We start from the raw sequence: 18,805 nt of genomic DNA on the forward strand, positions 1-18,805 counted from the left end.
CACGCGGTGCGTTCCTCTCGGGTGGTGCGACGTCGCACGCGGTGACGCGAGGCCACCTGACAGCGCTGTCGACAGCGAGTATAGGCGGGGTTCTCCCGGGAGTGAAGGGAGCGCCGCGGACTTCGCCCGGTCGGCCGCCGTGACGGCCGACCGGGCGGTCCGCTCAGCCGCAGTCGACGGCGGGCACGTCGACCGACACCTGCGCGTCCACGGGCTCTCCGCCGAGCTCGCCGTGCGCGGTGACCACCGCGGTCGTCGCCTCGACGGCCCGCGCCCGCGTCGCGAACGACTGGTAGCCGGACGCGCCGGGCACGACGTCGGCGACCGTGCGCTCGCCGAACGCGGTCGCCAGGCCGAGCGTGAGCCCGACCGGGACGTCCTCGCCGTTGAGCGCGCGCAGGGCCACGTAGGCCTTGCCGGCCAGGCACCGCGCCTGCGCCTCGACGCGCACGTCGGCGGCGGTGCCGACGACGCCGCCGGACGACCCGACGACGACGCCACGGTCGGGGACGAGCCGCACGTGGTCGACGTTCACGTTGCCCGTGTCGCCGCGGTCGTAGCGCAGGCCGACGCGCGTCGTCCCCTCGCCCACGGTCACGCGCACCGGCTCCGTGAAGCCCCAGCGACGCCACCGTTCGGCGTCCTGCCCGAGGTTCGGGAACGGGACGGGGCCGGACGAGACGCCGTCGACCGTGAGCGAGAGCTGGCGGTCGAGGGGGGCGACGACCATGCCGTTGGCGTAGCGGAAGCTCACCTCGTAGGTGGTCCCCGGCGCGACGCCCGCGACGTCCACGGCGAAGGCCGCCCCCTCGCGGCTGAGGGTGCGGACGAAGCCCGTGCCCGTGTAGCCGGGGTGCTCGGTCGTCGTGATCGCGCCCCCGCTCAGCGTCCCGGCCTCGGCCTCGAGCACGAGCTCCTCGCGCTGGGCCGCGACGAGACCGCCCAGGGCCTCGGCCGCGGGACCGGCGGGCAGGGCGGCGAGCGCGGCGGCCGCCCGGTCGAGGGCCCTGCCCACGGCGGCGTCGTCGTCGCGCGTCGCGGCACGGACCGCGGCGGCCAGCGGTGCCCTCGCGGCGGCGGCGTCGCCCGCGGTGAGCTCTCCCGCCTCCTCGGCCGCGTGCAGGTCGGCGAGCACGCGCGGCAGCCCGACCCGCTCGCCGAGCCACGGCGCCACCGCGGTGTCGAGCGTCGCGAGCGCGCCTCCCCCGACCTGCTCGGACGAGCGCGTGAGCAGGACCGTCCGCACGCTCTGCGCGGCGACCTGGGCGGCGCCCAGGTCGGCGTCGGCCGCCGCCGCGACGAGCGCACCGACCCGCGTCGTCAGCAGCGCCGCCGTCGCGGGGTCGAGGTCGCCGTCCGTGCGAGCGGCGGCCACCAGGGCCTCCAGGGCGGCGCCGTCCGGGTACGGCAGGAGCGCCGCCCGGGCGGGCTCGCCCAGCGCGCCGTCCGCCCCGGCGACGGCGAGCTCGTTGTGCTCCGTGTAGGACACGTCGGCCGCGTCGAGGGTGAACGCGAGCTCGCGCGTCTGTCCGCCGCCGACCCGCGCGGTCGTGCCCGCGACCGTCTCGCCGTCGAGGACCAGGTGCGCCTCCGCGACCGTGCTGCCCGCGTTCGCGACCTGGGCCGTGACGTGGACCGACCCGGTCGCCGGGTCGAACGTCGCGGTCGGCGTCCCCACGAGGTCCAGACGGGCGCGCTCGTACGGCGTGAGCTCCGCGAGGTCCTCCGCGGTGGCGGGCCGGAGCCGGACCGCCTGCCCGCCCGCCCCGACGAGCGACGCGCTGAGGACGTCGTCGGAGGTCACGAGGGACCGCGTGACCTCGACCGCCGTGGGGTTGCCCTTCCAGCTCGCGTCCTGGGCGTCGGCCCAGACCTCCGCGACGTACGTGACGCCGTCGTCGAGCATGTCCAGCGGGACGTCGAGCGTGCGGTCGACCTCGTCGGTCACGACGCCCACGTACCAGGTGTCGCCGCTGCGGCGGGCGGTCGTCACGTGGTCGCCGATCTGCGCGTCCACGCGCGACTCGTCCCACGTCGCCGGCATCCCGCGCAGGTACTCGAACGCCTCGGGGTGCTTCGCGTAGTTCTCGGGCGTGTCCGCGAGCATCTGGAGCGGGCTGTAGAAGGTCGTGTAGAGCGCGAGCTGGGTGGTGGCGGTCGTCTGCACCCGCGTGTTGAGCTTCGCCGGGTCCCACAGCACGTCGAGCACGCCCGGCGTGTAGTCGGCCGGGCCGCCGATCCAGCGCGTGAACGGCAGGATGGTCGCCTGCTCCGGCGGGTTGCCGTTCGCGCCCATGTAGTTCTGCTGCTCCATGCCCGCGACGCCCTCGCCCGTCATCATGTTGGGCCAGGTGCGGTCCTTGCCCGTGGGCTTGATCGCCTCGTGCGCGTTGACGGAGATGCCGTGCCGCGCCGCCGCCTCGACGACGCGCTGGTAGTGCTTCACCGCCTCCTGGTCGTAGTGGCTGCGGTTGACGCCGCCGAGCTGGAAGCGGGTCGCGTAGCCGGTCTTGATCGCGTGGATCCCCCACTCCTCGTACTGGGAGAAGATGCGCTCGAGGTTCTGGTCGTAGTAGTCGACGTAGCCGCGCGTCTCGTTGTGCGCGACGAACCCGACGCCCTTCTCGGCGCCGTAGCGCAGCACCTCGTCGAGGTCGACGTCGGGCATCGGCGTCGTGAAGTCCTGGTTGGTCCAGGAGCCCCCGGCGTTGGTGTTCCAGCCCTCGGCGAGCACGTACCGGGCCCCCGCGTCGGCCGCGAGGTCGATGTAGTCCTTGATCCGCGCGGTCGTGGCGCCGTGCTTGGCACCTGCGGTCCACGTCGTGTCGCGGCGCTGGAGCTCCCACCACACGCCGGTGTACGTCCCCGCCTCGATCCAGTCGGTCGTGTCGGCGGTGCCGTCGCCGTCCGAGTCGACGTCGCACACGGCGCACGGCGGGTTGAGGTTCTGGACCAGGTGCGACTCGGCGAGGTCGCCCGCCGCGCGGCCCACCTGCACCGTACGCCAGGGCGTCACGACGTCCTTCTCGCGCGCGTCGAGCACCGCCTTGGTGCCGTCCGGGAGCGCGACGAGCTCGCTCACCAGGGTCCCGGGGGTCGCGCCGCGGACGAGCGTCATGCTCGCGTAGTCCGTGAGGTCGGCCTCGTGGACGGCGAGGAACAGGTCGTCGCCGCGGGAGAGCGTGAGCGGCGTCTGCGCGTCGGGCACGTCGCCGACAGGCGCGGTCCTGTAGTGCTTCTCGTCCGCGTTCCAGTCCGTGCCGGCGCGGATGAAGTACGCGGTGAGGTCCGCCGGGAGCGCGAACTCGGTCCGCTCGGCCGTCACGACGAACGGGCCGCTCGCGAGCGCGTCCTGGTGAGGCAGGACGTAGCGGAACCCGACGCCGTCGTCGAACACGCGGACCACGACGTCCAGCGCCAGGCCGGAGGAGTGGCGCGCGTGCACGGTGAGCTCGTTCGCGTGGTTGCGCACCGACGAGCTCGTGCCCCACGCGGGTGTCCACGTCTCGTCGATCTCGTCGCGCTCGACGGACTCGACGGTCATCCCGGAGGTGAGGTCGACGTCGGGGGAGCGCAGCACGAGGCCGAGACCGGAGGAGCCGACGACCGTCGTCGTGCCGTCCCGCACGACGTCGTAGGTGAGGCGCCCGTCGACGACGCCGACCGTGAGGTCGAGGCTGCCGTCGGGCGACGAGACCTCGTGCCCGTCGAGCGGCTCGACGGCCGACGAGGAGGCGGACGCCTCCGGTGCGGCGAGCGCGGGAGCCGCGGCGCCGACGGGCGCGACGAGCGCGAGCGTGAGGGCGGCGCCGGAGAGCAGACGGGCGCGGCGGCGTCGTGCGGTCGGCGGGGGCGGGGTGGGATGGTGCGGCATGTGGTGGTACACGAGGCTCCTTGAGACGTCGTCGTCCTGGGGGCCGTCGGCAGCCTGCGGTCGTGCGCGGGTGCCGCGCGGCGCGGCGGTCGCGGGGTGCGCGCCCGTCGTCGTGCGGTGGGTGGTGGTACGACGGAGGGGCGGGCCGGACCTGGTACGACCAGGTCCCGCCCGCCCCCCGCGTGCTCGGCTCGACCGGAGGTCAGCCCTTCACCGAGCCGGACATGAGTCCGCCGATGAAGTACTTGCCGAGGATGATGTAGACCAGCAGTGTCGGCAGGGACGCGAAGAGCGCACCGGCCATGGACACGCCGTAGTTCTGCAGCAGCGCGCCGTTCGCGAGGTTGTTCAGCGCGAGCGTGACGGGGCCGTTCTGGCTCGAGGAGAAGAACACCGCGAAGAGGAAGTCGTTCCACGACGAGGTGAACTGCCAGATGAGCACGACCACGAAGCTGGGGATCGAGATCGGCAGGATGATCGACCAGTACGTCCGGAACATCCCGGCGCCGTCGACGCGCGCGGCCTCGATGAGCTCGTGCGGCACGGTCATGTAGTAGTTGCGGAAGATGAGCGTCGTGATCGGGATGCCGTACACGACGTGCAGCAGGATCAGCGACGGCACGCCGCTCGGGATGCCGAGGTCCAGCACGAGCTGGTTGAGCGGGATCATCACGGCCTGGTAGGGGATGAACATCCCGAACAGGATCAGGGTGAAGACCAGGTTCGAGCCCTTGAAGGACCAGCGCGAGAGCACGAACCCGTTGAGCGAGCCGAGGAAGGCCGCGATGATCGCCGACGGCACGACCATCTGCAGCGTGCGCAGGATCGCGGGGGACAGCGCGGTCCAGGCCGTCTGCCAGTTCTCGAGGGTCCACACCTGCGGCAGCGACCACGCGCGAGCGGGCGACGCGTCGCCGGTGCCCTTGAAGCTCGTCACGAGGAGCACGTAGACCGGGATGAGCACGATGATCACGAAGAAGATCAGCGCGGCGTACTTGAGGGTGCGACCCACGGAGAAACGGTTCTTGGGCACCGTGCGGTGCAGGTCGATCGGGCGACCGGCGGTGTCCGGTGCCGGCACCGAGGTGGCTACGACGTCGGTCATCGCTTCTCCTGACGGTTGGTGCGGACCAGGTAGGGCACGATGACGACGGCCACGATGATCAGCAGGATCGAGCCGACCGCCGCGGCGTTCGCGTAGTCGAAGCTCGACTTGAACACGTACATGTCGACGGCCGGCACCTTGGTCTGGTAGTTCGCCGGCTTCGAGATCGACATGATGAGGTCGAACGACTTGAGCGACATGTGGCCGATGATGATGAGCGCGGAGAGCGCCACCGGCGAGAGCTGCGGGAAGAGCACGTGGCGGTAGAGCTTCCACTCGCTGGCGCCGTCCATGCGGGCGGCCTCGCGCAGCTCGTCGGGGATGCCGCGGAACCCGGCGAGGAAGAGCGCCATGACGTAGCCGGAGAGCTGCCAGATCGCGGGGATCGCGATGGCCGTGATGCCCCAGGTGACGTTGTTCCACCAGTTGTTCTGGAGGAAGTCGAGCCCGATGATCTGGAACAGCCGGTTGAGCCCGCTCGCCTGCGCGTCCTGGTTCGAGTTGAGGAGCCAGCGCCACACGACGCCGGAGGCGACGAACGACACGGCGAAGGGGAACAGGTAGACCGAGCGGAACAGGCCCTCGCCCTTGACGGGCTTGTCCATCATCCACGCCCAGAGGAAGCCCATGACGAGCGTGCCGGCGAGGAACACCACCGTGTAGAGGACGAGGTTCTTCAGCGAGTGCTGGAACGCCTCGCTGCCGAGCAGGTCGACGTAGTTCTCGAACCAGACCACCACGGACGGCTTCTGTCCCGTGGCCTGCGCGGCGGTGTGGTTGTCCGTGATCGAGGTCTGGAAGTTCGCGCCGATGAGTCCGTACACGAACACGCCGACGAGGATCAGCGAGGGGGCGAGCATCAGCAGCGCGGGGCCGGCTCGTCGCAGTGACTTGAGCATGGTGGGTCTTCCCGGTCGTGGGTGTGGGACGCGGCGCAGGGGGCGCCCGGTGTCCCGGGGACGCGTTCCGGTCGCGCGGGTCCGCCGCGCGCCGACGGGAGGTTCCCGACGACGCGCGGCGGCTCCGGTGGAGCGGTGTCAGCCCTGTGCGGCGGCAGCGAGCTCGGACTGGTAGGTCGCGAGGTCGGACCCACCGGACGTGAACTTGCTCGTCGCGTCGGAGATCGCGTTGAGCGTCGCGACCGGCGCGGCGGCGCCGTGCGCCAGCGAGGACACGATCGTGTCGTTGCCGAACGACTCGATCGCCGTCTGCTGGTACTCCGAGAACTCCGACGGGTCGGCGTCGGTGCGGGCCGGGATGGAGCCCTTGGCCTTGTTGAACGCGACCTGGCCCTCGAGCGAGCCGACGGTCTCGAGCCACGCCTTGGCGCCGTCGGGGTGCGGCGCACCCACCGGGAGGGTGAACGAGTCGGCGAGGAAGTCGAACACGCCGTCCGTGCCCGGGACCGGGAACGCGGTGAAGTCGGTGCCGAGCGTCTTGCCCTGCTCCTCGAACGCCGCGACGGCCCAGTCGCCCATGACGTTGAACGCGGCGTTGCCGTCGATCACCATCTGGGTCGCCTCGGGCCAGTCGAGCCCGTCGCGGTCGGTGTTGGTGTAGCTCATGAGCTTCTCGAAGTCCTCGAGGGCGGCCGTGACCTCGGCGCCCTCCCAGTCGGTCGAGCCGTCCCACAGGCCGTTGTAGCCCTCGGCGCCGAGGTCCGCGAGGAGCACGGTCTCGAGCAGGTTGACCTGGGTCCAGGTCGTCGCGACCGACAGCGGCGTGACGCCCGCGGCCTTGAGCTTGTCGAGGTCCGCCATCCAGGCGTCCAGGTCCGCGTAGGTCGCCGCCGGGTCGACGCCGTTGGCCTCGAGGACGGTCGGGTTGGCCCACACGACGTTCGCGCGGTGGATGTTCGACGGGATCGAGTAGATCGCGCCGTCGTCGGACTTGAGGCGGTCGACGAGGTCGGCCGGGAAGACGTCGTTGAGGCCGAACTCGTCGTACAGCGACGAGACGTCCTCGATCTGCGCGGCGTCGATGTAGTCCTGCAGCTCGGCACCGGCGTGCGCCTGGAACGTGTCCGGCGGGTCCTGCGCCTGCAGGCGGGACTGGAGGAGGTCCTTCGCGGCCGAGCCGGCGCCGCCGGCGACCGCGCCGTTGATGAACTCCACGTCGGGGTGCTGCTCGTTGAACACGCCGACCAGCGCGTCGAGACCCGCCTTCTCGGAGCCCGCGGCCCACCAGGTGAACACCTCGACCTCGTCGCCGCCCCCCGAAGCGCCTCCGTCCCCGGTGCCCCCGTCACCGGAACCACCGCCGCTGCACGCGGCGAGTGCGAGACCCACGAGGGCGGCCGTCGCCACCGTCGCGCTCGTCCTGCGATCGATTCGCATCGTGATTTCCCTACGCCTTCTTCGGTCGTGGGGGACCGGCGAGACGACCACGTCTCATCGGCCGGGCGCACCGGCGCGCCCTCGAACCCGCTGCCCATACAACGACCCGGTGCGGCTTGATGTCAAGAAATGAACGCAAGCGTCGCCGAATCGTGATCTTCGCGTCAGGTCCTGCACGCAACCAGCGGTTCTGTCGAGTCTGGCCTAGGATGACAGCGCTGTCCAGTTCGTTCAGAAGATCGGCTCAGCGTCCACGCCCGGCCTGTCCCACCTGGACGGGAGTGCCCCGGCGGTATCCTGACCTGCGTGCGCGCTGACCGGGTGACCCCGGGCTCGCAGACTTCACTGCGTGAGGCCAACCGAGCTCGGATCGTGAGCGCCGTCCAGCAGCGTGGCTCCCTCACGCAGATCGAGCTGGCCGGCGTCACCGGCCTGTCCCCGGCCACCGTCTCCAACATCGTCAAGGAGCTCACCGGCGCGGGCGTCCTGCACACCTCGCCGTCCACGCGCAGCGGCCGCCGCGCGCTCCAGGTCACGCTCGCGCGCAACCTCGGGCTCGTCGCCGGCGTCCACTTCGGCACCCGGTCCATGCGCGTCGCGCTCGCCGACGCGTCCATGCGCGTCCTCGCGGACCAGCGCATGCCCCTGGCCCCCGACCACCGCGCGGACACCGGGTTGCAGCGCGCCGCCCTGCTCGTCGAGGAGATGGTCGCGTCCGTCGACGCCGCACCCGACGAGCTCCTCGCCGTCGGCGTCGGCGTGCCCGCGCCCGTCGACGTGCGCGCGGGGCGCATCGCGACGGTCGGCATGATGCGCGGCTGGGACGGCGTCGTGGTGCCCGAGGTGCTGGAGGCCGAGCTCGGCGCGCCCGTGACCGTGGACAACGACGCCAACCTCGGCGCGCTCGCCGAGACCCGGTTCGGGGCCGCCGTCGGGCACGACGCCGTCGCGTACCTGCGGGTCTCTCACGGCGTGGGCGGAGGGCTGGTGCTCGGGGGGCGGGTCGTGCACGGGCGCGCGGGCGTCGCGGGCGAGATCGGCCACGTCACCATCGACGAGAACGGCCCGGTGTGCCGGTGCGGCAACCGGGGCTGCCTCGAGATGTACGTCGGTGCCGGGGTGCTGCTGTCCATGCTCTCCGAGAGCCGCGGCCCCCTCACCCTGCGCGACGTCATCGCGCGCGCCCAGGAGGGCGACCCCGGGTGCCGCCGCGTCCTGTTCGACGCCGGCCAGCACCTCGGCGTCGCGGCCGCCAACCTGTGCAACCTGGTCGACCCCGAGATCGTCGTCGTCGGGGGACAGCTGGCCGACGCGGGGGAGGCCCTGCTCGGGCCGCTGCGCACGGCGCTCGAGCAGCGGACCGTGCCGAGCACCGCCGGCCCCGTCGAGGTGGTCGCGTCCGAGCTCGGGTCCGCCGCCGAGGTGCGCGGGGCGCTCGCCGTCGCGCTCGACCTCGCACGCGTCAGCGGGTCGCTGGGGGTGAGCGCATGACCGGGGCGACCGCCGCGCGCACGGGGCCGACCCGCCGTCGGGCCCGGACCGCCGTGACCGGCGCCCTCGCGGCCGTCGTCGTCGCGCTGCTCGCGCTCGCCGGCTGCGCCGCGCCCGAGGAGCCGACCGGGCCGTCGGAGGGGACCATCGGGCTCCTGCTGCCCGAGGCGAAGACCGCGCGCTACGAGACCACCGACCGCCCGACCTTCGTCGGCGTCGTCGAGCGCCGCTGCCCCACGTGCGAGGTCCTGTACGCCAACGCCGCCCAGGACGCCGCGAACCAGCAGCAGCAGGCCGAGTCCATGCTCGCGCGCGGTGCCGACGTGCTGGTCCTCGACGCGGTCGACGCGGTCGCCGCGGTGAGCATCGTCGCGGAGGCGCAGCGGCTCGGGGTGCCGGTCATCGCCTACGATCGCTTCGTCGAGGGTGCGAACTACTACGTCTCGTTCGACAACGAGCTCATCGGGTACCTCATGGGGGAGGCGCTCGTGGGCGCGGTCCTCGACCGCGCCGAGCAGGACCCGCCGGCGCAGGGCCGGCGGCCGGGCGTCCTGCTCGTGCAGGGCTCGCCGACCGACCCGAACGCCGCGGAGCTCGCCGCCGGCGCCCACCGCGCGCTCGAGGGAGAGGACATCGACGTGCTCGCCGAGTACGACACCCCCGACTGGAGCCCCGACAAGGCGACCGAGTGGGTCGAGGGGCAGCTCACGCAGTACAGCGGCCGCGTCGACGGCGTGTTCGCGGCGAGCGACGGCATCGCGGGCGGCGCGATCGCGGCGATGAAGGCCGCCGGCCTCGACCCCGTCCCGCCCACCACGGGACAGGACGGCGAGCTCGCGGCGGTCCAGCGCGTCGTCTCCGGCGACCAGTACATGACCGTGTACAAGGCGACCGCCCAGCAGGCGCGCACGGCGGCCGAGCTCGCCGTGCGCGTGCTCCGCGGCGAGGACCCCCGCGCGACCGCCGTCATCGACGGCGTCCCGAGCCTCCTCCTCGCGCCGCGCGCGGTCGGGATCGACGACGTGCAGCGCGTCATCGTCGACGGCGGGGTCTACACCGTCGACGAGATCTGCACCTCGTACTACGTCGACGCGTGCGTCGAGGCGGGGCTCCTGGAGGTCGCCCCGTGAGCGCCCCCGTCCTGTCGCTGCGCGGCGTCTCCAAGAACTTCGGCGGCGTCCGCGCGCTCGTCGACGTGGACGTCGACGTGCACGAGCACGAGGTGCTCGCCGTCGTGGGCGACAACGGCGCCGGCAAGTCGACCCTCGCGGGCGTCGTCGCGGGCGCGTTCCGGCCCGACGCGGGAGAGGTCCTGCTCGACGGCGCGCCCGTCGTCCTCGACTCGCCCGCGGCGGCGCGCGCGCACGGCATCGCGGCGGTGTTCCAGCAGCTCGCCCTCGTCGACGACCTCGACGTCGTCGAGAACGTGTTCCTCGGGCAGGAGACGCTGCGCGGCCCGTTCCTCGACGAGATCGCCATGGAGCGCGAGGCCTGGGGCCTGCTCGACCAGCTCGCCGCGACCGTCCCGTCCGTGCGGCAGCCCGTGCGCACGCTGTCCGGCGGGCAGCGGCAGGTCGTGGCCGTCGCGCGGGCGCTGCTGGGCGCACCGCGCGTGCTCGTCCTCGACGAGCCGACGGCGGCCCTCGGCGTCCGGCAGACGGCCGAGGTGCTCAACCTCATCGAGAAGCTGCGCGAGCGCGGCCACGCCGTCGTGCTCATCAGCCACCAGGCGGGCGACCTGCAGGCCGTCGCCGACCGCATCCTCGTGCTGCGGCTCGGGCGCGTGCACGGCGAGTTCGCGGGCGACACGTCCTACGAGGACCTGCTCGCCGCGATGACGGGCGCCGTCCGGCCCGCGCGGTCGGGGGGCGCCACCCGGCCCCCGACCGGCCCCGGGCGCGAGCCGCGCGAGCGGCGCTCCGGCGGCACCGGGGCGGTGCACCGATGAGCGTCCCCGGCCGCACCTCGGGCGCGGCGCTCGACCGCTCGTCGACCGGCGCGCTGTCCGGGAGCGTCGTCCGGCAGCTGCGCGGCGCCCACCTCGGCATGCTCCCGATCGTCGGCGCGCTCCTGCTCATCTGGGTCGTGCTCGGCGCCATCAACCCGGCGTTCCTCTCGGCGGAGAACCTCGTCAACCTCACGCTCCAGAGCGCGCCCACGGGGATCATCGCGCTCGGGGTCGTGCTCGTGCTGCTGGTCGGCCAGATCGACCTGTCCGTCGGCTCCGTGAGTGGGCTCGCCGCGGCGGTGCTGGCGGTCGGGACCGTGAACCTGGACTGGCCCGTCGGGCTCGCGATCCTCGCGGCGCTCGCCGTGGGCGTCGTGGTCGGCCTGGGGTACGGGATGCTGTCCACGCGCCTCGGGCTCGCGTCGTTCGTCTTCACCCTGGCCGGGCTGCTCGTCCTCGCGGGCGTGCAGCTGCGGGTGCTCGGTCCCTCGGGCTCGATCAACATCCCGTTCGAGTCCTGGCTCGTGCGCACCGTGCAGCAGGGCTTCCTCGCGCCGGCCGCCGCCTGGGTCCTCGTGGTCGTGGTGGTGGTCGGGTACGCCGCGCTGCGCGTCGTCGACCACCTGCGTCGCGTGCGCGCGGAGCTGCCGAGCCCGGGCCTGGGCCGGATCGCGGTCCGCACCGCCGTGCTCGCCGCGGTCCTCGTCGGCTCGGTCGCGTACCTGGGGACCGCGCGCGGGATCGGCTACACGGTCGTGCTGTTCGTCGCGCTCGTCGTGGTGGTGGACGTCCTGCTGCGCCGCACGCGCTGGGGGCGGTCGGTGCGCGCCGTCGGCGGGAACCGACGCTCCGCGCTCCTCGCGGGCGTCGCGGTGCGGCGGACCGTCGTCTCGTGCTTCGTCGCCTGCTCCACGTTCGCCGCACTGGGCGGCATCCTCGCGGCCGGGCGTCTCGCCGCCGCGAACCAGGGCACCGGCGCCGCCGACACCTACCTCACGGCGATCGCCGCGGCGGTCATCGGCGGGACGAGCCTGTTCGGCGGACGCGGGAGCGCATGGTCCGCGCTGCTCGGCGTGCTGGTCATCCAGTCGATCGCCAACGGGCTGACGCTGCTCAACCTCGACACGGCGACGCGATACATCGTGACCGGAGCGGTGCTCCTGCTCGCTATCGTCGTCGACATGCTCATCCGCGGTCGACGGGAGGTCTGATGATGGTGATGCAGGGGGAGAGCACGGGCGCGCTCCCGCCGGGCGGGAGCGCGGCGACGGCGCGGGGTGCCGGGACGGGCGCCCCGACGGAGACGGCGGCACGCCCGCACGCAGGGCGCGGGGGCCGACGGCCGACCCTCGCGGCCGTCGCGGAGGTCGCCGGCGTGAGCCTCAAGACGGCGTCGCGCGTCCTCAACGACGAGCCCAACGTGGCGCCGCAGACGCGGGCCAAGGTGCAGGAGGCCGCGCAGCGGCTCGGTTTCCGCCGCAACGCGGTGGCGGCCGACCTGGCGCGCGGTGGCTCCTCGCGGCTCGTCGGCTTCGTCACCGGCGACCTCGCGAACCCGTTCTACTCCGCGCTCGCGAGCGGGATCGAGCGCGAGCTGCGTCACCACGGGCTCCAGCTCATCACGACGAGCTCCGACGAGGAGCCCGAGCGCGAGCGCTCGCTCACGGAGGCGCTCGTCGAGCGCCGCGTCGGCGCGCTCGTCGTGACGCCCACGTCGACGGACCACTCGTCGCTGCGCCGCGAGCTCGACGACGGCCTGCCCGTCGTCTTCATCGACCGGCCCGCGCAGGGCGTCGACGCGGACACCGTCGTCATCGACAACCGCGGCGGGGTGCGCGACGCCGTCACGCACCTGCTCGCGCACGGGCACCGGCGGATCGCCCTCGTGGGAGACGTCTCCCGCCTGTGGACGTTCCAGGAGCGTCGCGACGAGTTCGTCGCGACGCTGCGCGGCGCGGGCGTCGAGGACCCGTCGCGGTACGTGCGGGACGGTGCCCACGACGCCGATCTCGCGCGCGCGTTCGTCGCGGAGCTCCTGGCCCTCCCGGAGCCCCCGACGGCGTTCGTCACGGCGAACAACAAGATCACGGTCGGTGCGCTCCACGCGCTGCGGGACCGCGTGTCCGCGGGCGGCGCGGCGGACGTCGCGCTCGTCGGCTTCGACGACTTCGAGCTCGCGGACCTGCTGAACGTGACGGTCGTGGGGTACGACGTCGTCGAGATGGGGCGCCAGGCTGCGTCGCTCGCGGTGTCACGGGCCGAGAACCCGGAGCTGGCCCCGCGCCTCGTCGTGGTGCCCACGCGCCTCGTCGTGCGGGGCACGGGCGAGGTCTCCGGCCCGGGAGCCTAGGCCCGCGGGCCCGGGAGCCCGGGCCCGCGGTGCCGGGCGCGACGGCAGCGTCCCGTCCGGTCACGGCGGCGTCGGCCGCGTTGACAAAGACCGTCGCCCGCGCATAAGTTCGGGCTGCCCCTGACAACGCTTCCCCCCTGCGCGTTGTCAGGGGCACCCCTGCAGCCTGACAGCGCTGTCAGATGATCGAAGGAGATCGCGAGCATGACCAGACCCCTCCCGCCCGGACGCGCGGACGCCGCGCGCTCCAGGAGCGGCCGCGCGAGGCCCCTCGGCCTCGCGCTCGCCGCGGCCCTCACCGTCCCTCTCGCAGTCCCCGTCGGCGCCCTCACGGCAGCCCCCGCCGCTGCCGCGGAGCCCGGGGACTTCTCGTCGTCCTTCGAGTCGGGAGACCCCGCAGCGCTCGCCTCCACGGTGGCCGAGCGCGACGGCGCGCCCTGGCAGGCGAACGTCGGGTCGTTCACGAGCGGCCTCCCCGGCAGCGTGCTCGGGAAGCTCAAGGCCGTCACGGCGAGCGCCCAGAACCTGCCGAACGAGGGCGCCGCGAACCTCGCGGACGGCAGCTCCGGCACCAAGTGGCTCGCGTTCGCCTCGACCGGCTGGGTCCGGTACGAGTTCACGGAGCCGGTCTCGTTCGTCGCCTACTCGATGACGTCGGGCGACGACGCCGCGGGCCGCGACCCGAAGACCTGGACGATCGAGGGCTCGAACGACGGCTCCACGTGGACCCCCCTCGACCAGCGCACCGACGAGGACTTCCCGAACCGGCAGCAGACGCGCAGCTTCGAGCTCGACGAGCCCACCGAGGCGTACACGTACCTGCGCCTCAACGTGACCGCGAACTCGGGCGACTCCATCGTCCAGCTCGCCGGGTGGGACCTCTCGGACGACCTGAGCGCGGGCCCCTCCGCCGCGCCCATGAACACCAAGGTCGGCACCGGGCCCCGCGTGAGCTTCACCAACAAGGCGGGCGTCGGGTTCTCGGGCCTGCACTCGCTGCGGTACGACGGCTCGCACCTCGCCGACGGCGAGACCTACGCGACCAACGTGCTCTACGACGACGTCGACGTCGTCGTGGGCGAGGACACGCGTCTGAGCTACACGATCTTCCCCGAGCTGCTCGACGACCTGCAGTACCCGTCGACGTACGCGGCGGTGGACGTGCTGTTCACCGACGGCACCTACCTGTCCGACCTCGGCGCGCGCGACGCGCACGAGACGGTCGCGACGGCGCAGGCCCAGGGCGAGGGCAAGATCCTCTACGCCGACCAGTGGAACTCCGTGCGGATCGACCTCGGCGACGTCGCCGCGGGCAAGACCGTCGACCAGGTGCTGCTCGGCTACGACAACCCGGGCGGCCACGCGGGCACCAAGTTCGCGGGCTGGCTCGACGACGTCGCGATCACCGCGAACCCGGCGACCATCGACGGCTCGAGCCTCGCCAACTACGTCGACACCCGTCGCGGCACGCTCGCGTCGGGCAGCTTCTCGCGCGGGAACAACATCCCGGCGACGGCGACGCCCAACGGCTTCAACTTCTGGGTGCCCTACACCAACGCCTCCTCGCAGAGCTGGCTGTACGAGTACCACAAGGCCAACAACGCCAACAACAAGCCCGTGCTCCAGGGATTCGGCGTCTCGCACGAGCCGAGCCCGTGGATGGGCGACCGCAACCAGCTCACGTTCCTCCCGTCGACGGCGTCCGGGACGCCCGACGCCACGCTCTCGACGCGCGGTCTCGAGTTCGACCACGCCGACGAGCTGGCGCGTCCGGACTACTACGGGGTCACGTTCACCAACGGGTCCGCCATCGAGGCGACGCCCACCGACCACGGCGCGGTGCTCCGGTTCAGCTACCCCGGCGCCACGGGCCACGTGCTCGTGGACAAGGTGGACGGCTCGTCCAAGCTCACGTACGACCAGGCCACGGGGACGCTCTCCGGGTGGGTCGAGAACGGCTCGGGCCTGTCCGTGGGCCGTACGCGCATGTTCGTCGCCGGCACCTTCGACCGTAGTCCGACGGCGGTCGGGACGGCGGCGGGCAACCGTGCGGACGCGCGCTTCGCGACGTTCGACACGTCGTCCGACAAGACGGTCGAGCTGCGCGTCGCGACCTCCTTCATCAGCCTCGACCAGGCGCGCAAGAACCTCGACCTGGAGGTGACGGGCAAGACCTTCACGGAGGTCAAGGCCGCCGCCGCGCAGGCGTGGAACGACCGCCTGGGCGTCATCGAGGTCGAGGGAGCGAGCGAGGACCAGCTCGTCACGCTGTACTCCAACCTCTACCGCCTCAACCTGTACCCGAACTCGCAGTTCGAGAACACGGGCACGGCGCAGGCGCCGGCGTACAAGTACGCGAGCCCGGTCTCCGCGACCACGGGCTCCGCGACGGACACGCAGACGAACGCGAAGATCGTCGACGGCAAGATCTACGTGAACAACGGGTTCTGGGACACGTACCGCACGGCCTGGCCGGCGTACTCGCTCCTCTACCCGGAGCTCGCGGGCGAGCTGGTCGACGGGTTCGTCCAGCAGTACCGCGACGGCGGCTGGGTCGCGCGCTGGTCCTCGCCGGGCTACGCCGACCTCATGACGGGCACGAGCTCCGACGTCGCGTTCGCGGACGCGTACCTCAAGGGCTCGCTCCCGACGGCCACCGCGCTCGAGGCGTACGACGCCGCGCTGCGCAACGCGTCCGTCGCGCCGCCGAACAACGCCGTGGGCCGCAAGGGCCTCCAGACGTCGCCGTTCCTCGGGTTCACGCCGGAGTCCACGCACGAGTCCGTGTCGTGGGGCCTGGAGGGCCTGATCAACGACTTCGGCATCGGCAACATGGCCGCCGCCCTCGCGGAGGACCCGGCCACGCCGGACGAGCGTCGCGAGACGCTGCGCGAGGAGTCCTCGTACTTCCTCGAGCGCGCCACGCACTACGTCGAGCTGTTCGACCCCGAGGTGGACTTCTTCGTGCCGCGGCACGCGGACGGCACGTGGGCCGTCGACCCGGAGACCTACAACCCTGAGGCCTGGGGCGGCGGGTACACCGAGACGAGCGGCTGGAACTTCGCGTTCCACGCGCCGCAGGACCCGCAGGGTCTCGCCAACCTCTACGGCGGCAAGCAGGGCCTGGAGGACAAGCTCGACCTGTTCTTCTCCACCCCGGAGAAGGGCGCCGGCAACGGCGGCATCCACGAGCAGCGCGAGGCGCGCGACGTGCGCATGGGCATGTGGGGCATGAGCAACCAGGTGTCGCACCACATCCCGTGGCTGTACGACGCCGCGGGCGCGCCCTCGAAGACCCAGGAGAAGGTCCGCGAGGTCACCCGCCGCCTGTTCGTGGGCAGCGAGATCGGCCAGGGCTACCCGGGCGACGAGGACAACGGCGAGATGTCGTCGTGGTGGATCTTCGCCTCGCTGGGCTTCTACCCGCTCCAGGTCGGCTCCGACGAGTACGCGGTCGGCTCGCCGCTCTTCGACAAGGCCACCGTGCACCTGCCGGACGGCGACCTCGTGGTCAACGCCGAGAACAACTCGGTGGACAACGTCTACGTGCAGTCCCTCGCGGTGGACGGCGAGGCCCGCACCTCGACGTCGCTCTCCCAGGCCGACCTCTCGGGCGGCGCGACGCTGGACTTCGTCATGGGTCCGGAGCCGTCCGACTGGGGCACGGGCGAGGACGACGCGCCGCCGTCGCTCACCGAGGGCGACGAGCCCCCGGCGCCGGTCCAGGACGCGACGACGTCGGGCCTCGGCACGACGACCGTCGCGGACGGCGACGCGGCGACGAGCGCCGCGGCCCTGACGGACAACACGTCCGGCACGCGCACGACGTTCGCCACGACCACCCCGTCGATCACGTGGGCGGGCAACGGCATCCGGCCGACGGTCGAGTCGTACACGCTGACCTCCGGGGCGAGCGGGACGGCGTCGCCGTCCGCGTGGACCCTCGAGGGCTCCGACGACGGCGAGACCTGGACGACCCTCGACGAGCGGTCCGGCGAGCAGTTCCGCTGGGCGCTGCAGACGCGGCCGTTCACGGTCAAGGAGCCGACGGCGTTCGCGCAGTACCGCGTGACCGTCACCGCGGCCTCGGGCTCGGGCGCGCTGTCGCTCGCCGAGGTCGAGCTCCTCGCCGATCCGAAGGCCTCCGGGGCCGAGGAGCTGACGCTCTCGGCCGCGCCCGACCGCGACACGGTCACCGGGCGCGAGGTCTCGGGCTCGTTCGCGACCCTCACCGGGGTCGAGGGCGACGCGTCGGCGCTCGACGTGCAGGTCGCGTTCGGCGACGGCTCCGAGCCGGTCGCGGGCTCGCTCCAGGCGGGCGCGTTCGGCGGGTACGCGGTGAACGCCGCGCACTCGTGGACCGCCCCGGGCGTCTACCCGGTGACCGTCACGGTCTCGGGCGAGGGGATCGAGCCCGTCTCGACCACCTCGTACGTCTCCGTCTCGCTCCTGCGCGAGGGCTCGCTGCTCGCGGCGTACGACAACGTCTGCATCGGCGACCTCGGCACGACCGTCGGGTCGTGCGACGGCCAGGGCGTCTTCTTCGACCGGGCCCAGCTCGCGGCGAAGGGCTTCGTCCAGGGCCAGCGCTCGACGGTGCCCGGCACGGACCTCGCGTTCGACGTCCCGGCGGTCCCCGCCGGCCAGCCGGACAACGCGACGGGCGACGGCCAGACCATCGAGCTCGAGGTCCCCGCGGACGCCGAGCAGCTCTCGGTGATCGGCACCGGCACGGAGAAGAACCAGCAGGCCCAGGGCGTGCTGACCTTCGACGACGGCTCGTCGCAGCCCATCGACCTGAGCTTCGGCGACTGGTCGGGCGCGGCGCGCAACCCGGTGTTCGGCAACATCCCCGTCGCGGTCACGGACAACCGCCTGCGCGGCGGCAGCCCGCAGACCGGCACCCCTGCCGCGTTCTTCGCGACGGCGCCGATCACGCTCCCCGAGGGCAAGCGGGCCGTGAGCCTCACGCTCCCGGACCAGCCGGGCGAGCTCGCGCGCGACGGCCGGATCCACGTGGTCGCGGTCGCGCACGACGGCACGTTCGCCGAGCACCCCGCGCTGGAGGTGACGGCCGCGGACGGCGTGACCCTCGCCGTCGGGCAGTCCGCGGACGCCGTGCTCGCCCAGGTGACCGGCGGCCGCGAGGGCGCCGAGCTCCGCGCGGCGGTCACGTGGGGCGACGGCTCCGACGTCGCGGCCGGCACCGTGGCGGACGGCTCCGTCTCCGGGGCGCACGCCTACGCGGCGGCCGGGACGTACACCGCGTACGTCGTGGTCGACGACGGCTGGACCAGCCAGGTGGTCGAGGTCCCCGTGACCGTGACCGAGGGCCAGCCGCAGCTCGCGATCGACGTCACCGTGAGCACGCGCTGCCTCGCCGGCAAGGCGTACGTCGCGGTCCGCGCCGAGAACGGCGAGGACGCGCCCGTCGCGATCCGCCTCGTCACGCCGTTCGGGACCAAGGAGTTCGCGGCCGTCGCGCCGGGGGCCAACGCCTACCAGTCGTTCGCGACGCGGGCGACGTCGGTCGAGGCCGGCACGGTCACCGTCGAGGCGACCCGAGGAGACCAGGGGGTGACGGCGTCGATCACGGCGGACTACGCGGCCGTGACCTGCGGCTGAGCCCCTGAGCCCACCGTGCGCCCCGGTCTCCGGGGCGCACGGTGAGCATGCACCACCGGCGGTGCCCCGGGATGAT

At 73.0% G+C, this 18,805-nt stretch carries 10 protein-coding genes; 6 read left to right on the forward strand and 4 right to left on the reverse strand.

The features are described from left to right. Window positions 1-163: 163 nt before the first annotated feature. The 4 genes from NHH00_RS12015 to NHH00_RS12030 form a co-directional block, all read right to left on the reverse strand. Window positions 164-3,886 carry a glycoside hydrolase family 97 catalytic domain-containing protein gene (locus tag NHH00_RS12015; RefSeq protein WP_253052370.1) on the reverse strand — a complete coding sequence of 1,241 codons (3,723 nt, stop codon included), beginning with the start codon at window positions 3,884-3,886 and terminating at the stop codon, window positions 164-166. 190 nt (window positions 3,887-4,076) lie between these two features. Further along, window positions 4,077-4,979 carry a carbohydrate ABC transporter permease gene (locus NHH00_RS12020; RefSeq protein ID WP_253052372.1) on the reverse strand — a complete coding sequence of 301 codons (903 nt, stop codon included), beginning with the start codon at window positions 4,977-4,979 and terminating at the stop codon, window positions 4,077-4,079. Then, entirely contained in the window at window positions 4,976-5,878 is a 903-nt protein-coding gene (locus NHH00_RS12025; RefSeq protein ID WP_237841486.1) for a carbohydrate ABC transporter permease, read from the reverse strand. Before NHH00_RS12025 ends, NHH00_RS12020 begins: the two co-directional genes overlap by 4 nt. A gap of 138 nt (window positions 5,879-6,016) precedes the next feature. After that, a complete protein-coding gene (locus tag NHH00_RS12030) occupies window positions 6,017-7,315 on the reverse strand; it encodes an ABC transporter substrate-binding protein (protein ID WP_253052374.1) in 1,299 nt (432 codons plus the stop codon). 372 nt (window positions 7,316-7,687) lie between these two features. Between NHH00_RS12030 and NHH00_RS12035 the strand changes: the two genes are divergently transcribed. The 6 genes from NHH00_RS12035 to NHH00_RS12060 all read left to right on the forward strand — a co-directional run bounded on the left by NHH00_RS12035 (window position 7,688) and on the right by NHH00_RS12060 (window position 18,729). Beyond that, the gene (locus tag NHH00_RS12035; RefSeq protein WP_253052376.1) at window positions 7,688-8,806 is read left to right on the forward strand and encodes an ROK family transcriptional regulator; all 1,119 of its coding nucleotides are present in this window, start codon (window positions 7,688-7,690) and stop codon (window positions 8,804-8,806) included. Further along, window positions 8,803-9,936 (forward strand): substrate-binding domain-containing protein, encoded by a 1,134-nt coding sequence (locus NHH00_RS12040; RefSeq protein ID WP_253052378.1) that lies wholly within the window; start codon window positions 8,803-8,805, stop codon window positions 9,934-9,936. Before NHH00_RS12035 ends, NHH00_RS12040 begins: the two co-directional genes overlap by 4 nt. Further along, window positions 9,933-10,754 (forward strand): ATP-binding cassette domain-containing protein, encoded by an 822-nt coding sequence (locus tag NHH00_RS12045; RefSeq protein WP_253052380.1) that lies wholly within the window; start codon window positions 9,933-9,935, stop codon window positions 10,752-10,754. Before NHH00_RS12040 ends, NHH00_RS12045 begins: the two co-directional genes overlap by 4 nt. Then, window positions 10,751-11,965, forward strand: coding sequence for a sugar ABC transporter permease (locus tag NHH00_RS12050; RefSeq protein ID WP_253052382.1), 1,215 nt, complete (start codon window positions 10,751-10,753; stop codon window positions 11,963-11,965). Before NHH00_RS12045 ends, NHH00_RS12050 begins: the two co-directional genes overlap by 4 nt. Continuing rightward, window positions 11,965-13,104, forward strand: a complete 1,140-nt coding sequence (locus NHH00_RS12055; protein WP_253052384.1) for a LacI family DNA-binding transcriptional regulator — start codon at window positions 11,965-11,967, stop codon at window positions 13,102-13,104. The genes NHH00_RS12050 and NHH00_RS12055 overlap by 1 nt, the downstream gene beginning before the upstream one ends. 204 nt (window positions 13,105-13,308) lie before the next feature. Further along, window positions 13,309-18,729, forward strand: coding sequence for a GH92 family glycosyl hydrolase (locus NHH00_RS12060; protein WP_253052386.1), 5,421 nt, complete (start codon window positions 13,309-13,311; stop codon window positions 18,727-18,729). Window positions 18,730-18,805 lie beyond the last annotated feature (76 nt).

The sequence above is a fragment of the Cellulosimicrobium cellulans genome, assembly GCF_024124905.1.
Taxonomy (GTDB): Bacteria; Actinomycetota; Actinomycetes; order Actinomycetales; family Cellulomonadaceae; genus Cellulosimicrobium; species Cellulosimicrobium cellulans_G.

What these genes read in the sequence shown, in the direction of transcription:
- NHH00_RS12020 (WP_253052372.1), bottom strand. Translation starts at nt 4,979, where the DNA reads ATGACCGACGTCGTAGCCACCTCGGTGCCGGCACCGGACACCGCCGGT.
- NHH00_RS12025 (WP_237841486.1), bottom strand. Translation starts at nt 5,878, where the DNA reads ATGCTCAAGTCACTGCGACGAGCCGGCCCCGCGCTGCTGATGCTCGCC.
- NHH00_RS12030 (WP_253052374.1), bottom strand. Translation starts at nt 7,315, where the DNA reads ATGCGAATCGATCGCAGGACGAGCGCGACGGTGGCGACGGCCGCCCTC.
- NHH00_RS12040 (WP_253052378.1), top strand. Translation starts at nt 8,803, where the DNA reads ATGACCGGGGCGACCGCCGCGCGCACGGGGCCGACCCGCCGTCGGGCC.
- NHH00_RS12050 (WP_253052382.1), top strand. Translation starts at nt 10,751, where the DNA reads ATGAGCGTCCCCGGCCGCACCTCGGGCGCGGCGCTCGACCGCTCGTCG.
- NHH00_RS12055 (WP_253052384.1), top strand. Translation starts at nt 11,965, where the DNA reads ATGATGGTGATGCAGGGGGAGAGCACGGGCGCGCTCCCGCCGGGCGGG.
- NHH00_RS12060 (WP_253052386.1), top strand. Translation starts at nt 13,309, where the DNA reads ATGACCAGACCCCTCCCGCCCGGACGCGCGGACGCCGCGCGCTCCAGG.